The sequence below is a fragment of the uncultured Gimesia sp. genome, from assembly GCF_937919775.1.
Taxonomy (GTDB): domain Bacteria; phylum Planctomycetota; class Planctomycetia; order Planctomycetales; family Planctomycetaceae; genus Gimesia.
This window is the reverse complement of sequence record NZ_CALFPF010000186.1, coordinates 1-4,633: the sequence shown is the minus strand read 5'-3', so window position 1 is coordinate 4,633 and position 4,633 is coordinate 1. Positions and strand designations below refer to the sequence as shown.

3 protein-coding genes are annotated in these 4,633 nt (G+C 53.6%); 2 read left to right on the top strand and 1 reads right to left on the bottom strand.

Annotation, left to right across the window (positions count from 1 at the left end):
- A partial coding sequence (locus Q0294_RS05005) for a DUF1553 domain-containing protein (RefSeq protein ID WP_299461548.1) occupies positions 1 to 2,152 on the top strand: 2,152 nt, incomplete at its 5' end.
- 100 nt (positions 2,153 to 2,252) lie between these two features.
- Positions 2,253 to 3,686, top strand: a complete 1,434-nt coding sequence (locus tag Q0294_RS05000; protein WP_299461546.1) for a DUF1501 domain-containing protein — start codon at positions 2,253 to 2,255, stop codon at positions 3,684 to 3,686.
- Between the two features lie 85 nt (positions 3,687 to 3,771).
- Here Q0294_RS05000 and Q0294_RS04995 read toward each other — a convergent pair.
- Positions 3,772 to 4,633 (bottom strand): sugar nucleotide-binding protein (locus Q0294_RS04995; RefSeq protein WP_299461544.1); only part of this gene is annotated, 862 nt, incomplete at its 5' end.

The following is a 4,633-nucleotide window of genomic DNA, read 5'->3' as shown; positions in this document are numbered from 1 at the left end:
GTTCGACCGGATGGATACGATCGGCAAAAGTATTCTGGGACTCACACTGCAGTGCGGCCAATGTCATACTCACAAATATGATCCCCTGACGCAGGAAAACTACTATCAGATTTTTGCCTGCATCAACAACTCATATGAAGCCAGCATTCGCGGTTACACCGATGAAGAGCAGCAGCAACGCCAGAAACTCCTGCAGAAAATCCAAGCCATCGAACAGACGCTCAAAACGCGCCTGCCGGACTGGTCTGCTCAAATGGCTGCCTGGGAACAGACGGTGCAACAGAACCAGCCTGAGTGGACCGTCATGAAGCTCATCAATACCGACAGTAACTCACAGCGGTATTTCGAACAGCCCGATCATTCGCAGCTGGCACAAGGTTACGCCCCTTCCAAATTCACTTCCAATTTCGAAGCCAAAGTGGACGCTGCCGAGATCAAAGCCATCAGAGTGGAACTGTTGAATCATCCCAACCTGCCCGCAGGCGGCCCCGGAAGATCAGTCGAAGGCTTGTGCGCGTTGACGGACATCAAACTCACGGCGGAGAGTGTGAAAGACCCCAAACAGACCACCAGTGTGAAATTTTCCGAAGCGACCGCCGACTTCAGCAATGAACGGCAGGAACTCCCCCCGAAGTATGGAGACCAGAAAGGGGTGCGTGGTTTTATCGGACCGGTCGCGTATGCGATTGACGGCGATAACACAACAGCCTGGGGCATCGATGCCGGACCGGGGCGATTCAATCAACCACGCGAAGCCGTCTTTCGTGCGGAAAAACCGTTTGGTTATCCTGAAGGCACGAAATTGAAAATCAGTCTCGTGCAGATGCATGGCGGCTGGAACAGCGATGACAACCAGACGATGAATCTGGGACGCTTCCGTATCTCCTGCAGCACTTCCGAAAATGCGAAAGCCGATCCGGTTCCCGACGCTGTCAGACACATTCTGCAAATACCTGCGTCACAGAGAACAGCAAAACAGCAGGAGCAGGTTTTCAGTTTCTGGCGCACCACGGTTCCCGAATGGAAAGCGGAAAATGCAGAGATCGAAACACTCTGGCAGCAGCATCCTCAGGGAGCCACGCAACTGGTTTATCAGGAACGGCCTGCGCCCCGTGAAACGCACCTGCTGGATCGAGGCGACTTCCTCAAGCAGAAACAGGTCGTCCAGCCGGGAGTCCCCGACTTTCTGAATTCGCTGCCTCAGGAGACTGCCGTCAACCGCCTGACCTTTGCCCGCTGGCTCGTCGATCGAAAATCGCCCACGACGGCCCGTGCCATCGTGAACCGGGTCTGGCAGGCCTATTTCGGCAAAGGCATTGTCAGCACCAGCGAAGACCTGGGCTCGCAAGGCGAAGCCCCCTCGCATCGTAAACTGCTGGACTGGATGTCGGTCTGGTTTATGGATCAGGGCTGGGATCTGAAAAAACTGCACACGCTGATCGTCTCTTCGCGAACTTATCAGCAGTCCTCACGCGTCAGCCCGGAACTCTATGCGTTAGATCCTTACAACCGTTTATTCGCCCGTGGCCCCCGTTATCGCGTGGATGCGGAGCTTGTCAGGGACATCGCGTTACAAGCCAGCGGCCTGCTCAATCCGGAAGTGGGCGGGCCTTCTGTTTATCCGCCAGCCCCCGCATTTCTGTTTGAGAAACCGGCAAGTTACGGACCGAAAACCTGGAAAATCGCCCATGATAACGAACGCTTCCGCCGTGCGATTTACACGTTCCGCTTCCGCTCGGTTCCCTATCCTGTGCTGCAGGCCTTCGATGCCCCCAACGGCGATATTTCGACGGTCAAACGGACCCGCTCCAATACGCCTTTGCAGGCACTAGCCACTCTCAACGAAACGCTGTTCATGGAATGTGCCCACAGCCTCGCGGAAACAACACTGGCTGAAAAAGAACTCACCGACGAGCAACGCACCGTGACCGCGTTTCGCCGCTGTGTTTCACGCCCGCCTTCCGCAGCCGAGAAACAGGTGCTGACACAATTCCTGACAAAACAACGCGGCTACTTTGCCGATCACCCGGAAGAAGCCAAACAGATTTCCGCTACGAAAAAAACGACCGATACAAGTACCGCCGATTTCGCAGCCTGGGTCGCGCTGTCGCGCGTGCTGTTGAATATGGATGAAACGATTACGAAAGAATAACCCGGCGACAGGAAGACTCTATTCTGGTCTGTCCTGCAAAATATTAAATTGACGAACATCATCCTCTTTTCGATTTCAGAATCAAAACAGGTAAAACATCATGAACCAGTTCAACCACCCGGCACATCCTATCGCGCGTCGCTGGTTTCTGCAGCAATGCGGTCTCGGCGTGGGGGCCATCGCGCTCCAGCAGATGTTACAGGAATCCGGTCATGCCGCCCCCGCGGAAACGGCAGCACTGCAGGACCCGTTGGCCCCCCGACAGCCACATCATGCCCCCAAGGCGAAAAATATTATCTTCCTGTTTATGGGGGGCGGACCGAGCCACCTGGAACTCTTCGATAATAAACCGGTATTAGGCAAATTCGACGGTAAACTGCCTCCCGAAGAACTTTTGAAAGGGTATCGGGCTGCCTTTATCGATCCGAATTCCAAATTTCTGGGACCCAAATTCAAATTTTCAAAACACGGCGAATGTGGTGCGGAACTCTCGGAACTCCTGCCACATCTGGCGGAAGTCGTGGATGACATCGCCATTATCAAGAGCATGAAAACCGACGCCTTCAATCATGCGCCCGCGCAGATTCAGGCGTTGACCGGCTCGCAGCTCTTCGGCAAACCGAGCCTGGGAGCGTGGACCATTTACGGTTTAGGCAGTGAATCAAAAAATCTGCCGGGTTTTGTCGTTTTCAGTTCCGGTAATAAAGGTCCGAGCGGCGGAAGTTCCTGCTGGGGTAGCGGTTTTCTGCCTACCGTGCATCAGGGCGTCATGTTCCGCGGCGGTCAGGAACCCGTGCTCTATCTGCAAAATCCACCCGGAGTTTCCGGGCAATTGCAGCGCGATTCGCTTGATGCGTTAAAAGCCTTGAATCAGAATCATCTGAATCAGGTGGGCGATCCCGAAATTGCCACGCGGATCAATTCGTTCGAGATGGCGTATCGTATGCAGGCCAGTGCGCCGGATGTAATGGACATTACACGAGAAACAAAACAGACGCTGGAACTCTACGGAGCCGAACCGGGCAAGACTTCGTTTGCCAATAACTGCCTGCTTGCCCGCCGACTTGTCGAACGAGGCGTACGCTGCATCCAGTTATTCCATGAATCGTGGGATCAGCACGGCGGTCTTGTCGGCGGTTTGAAGAGTAACTGCCAGGCCACCGATCAGGCGTCGGCGGCGCTGCTCAAAGACCTCAAACAGCGCGGCCTGCTGAAAGATACGCTGGTGGTCTGGGGGGGGGAATTCGGACGTACGCCGATGGTGCAGGGGGGGAACGACGGACGCGACCATCACCCGAATGCATTTACGATGTGGCTGGCCGGCGGAGGCATCAAAGGGGGCACCACGATCGGACGTTCCGATGATTTTGGCTTCAATGTGATCGAAGATGAAGTCCCCGTTTATGATTTGCATGCGACCATATTACATCTGCTGGGCCTGAATCCCGAACGCCTCTCATTCCGTTTCCAGGGACTGGATCAGCGACTGATCGGTGTGAATCATGCCAAGGTGGTTGAAAAAATTCTGGCTTGAAAATTCTCTGAACGGAAAAAAACAAAACCCCTTGTGCCATCACACAAGGGGTTTTCATTGTTTCAGTTCGTTGTCTGATTAAAAATCAAGCAGCGATTTCCTGCTCGTACTGTCTGGCATGTTCATTATTCAAACGGTTCAGAAAACCATTTTGCTGCTGATCGAACAGTCTTTGCAGACCATCATCGAGCATCGGCATGGAAATACTCAAGGCACGTCGGATTTTACGTGTGTGCAATGACGTTTCACCATTGGCAAAACCGGTTGAGCATTCATTCAACACCGTTGCGCGAGGTAATGCGGGTACGGTCAGTCCGAATGTTTTTGCCAGACGCTGCACGAATTCCAGCGGGCTGATGCGTTCGCCACCTGCCACATGAAACGTTCCTGTCAGGCGTTCCTGATAGGCATGTTCGATAATTGCAGCCAGATCTGTCGCTAACAGCGGAGTCGCATGTCGATAGCAGTCGAGGCTGTTAAACGAACCCGATGACAGCGCGTGTACCAATTCTTCAACGTCGCCTTGTCCGTAAGCCGACGGTGTCCAGCCAAATACATTGGTTCTGATAATCAATGTATTATCGCAGAGACTGACTTCACGTTCGATGGCACGAATCAGAGTCGCCTGTTGACTTTCGCAAAAGCCCTGACAGTCTTCTTCATGAAACATCCAGGGGCCGGTAAAAACGGCATCGGATGAGATGTGTGTAAAGCGGGCCGAATGCAGCTCAGCAGCATTTACCCAGTTGCGGACCGCTACTACGGGGTCCTTTATAGAAAATTTTGCCGGATCGACAGACCAGGCAGAGTTAGCAGCAACGCCACAATACACGACCCACTGCGGACGAACCAGGGACAGCCAATGTTCGGCTGTCTCGACATCATCCTCCAGATAAGTATGAGTTTCACATCCCTGGATGGAAACTGGTGTCGCTGAAGTTAATCCG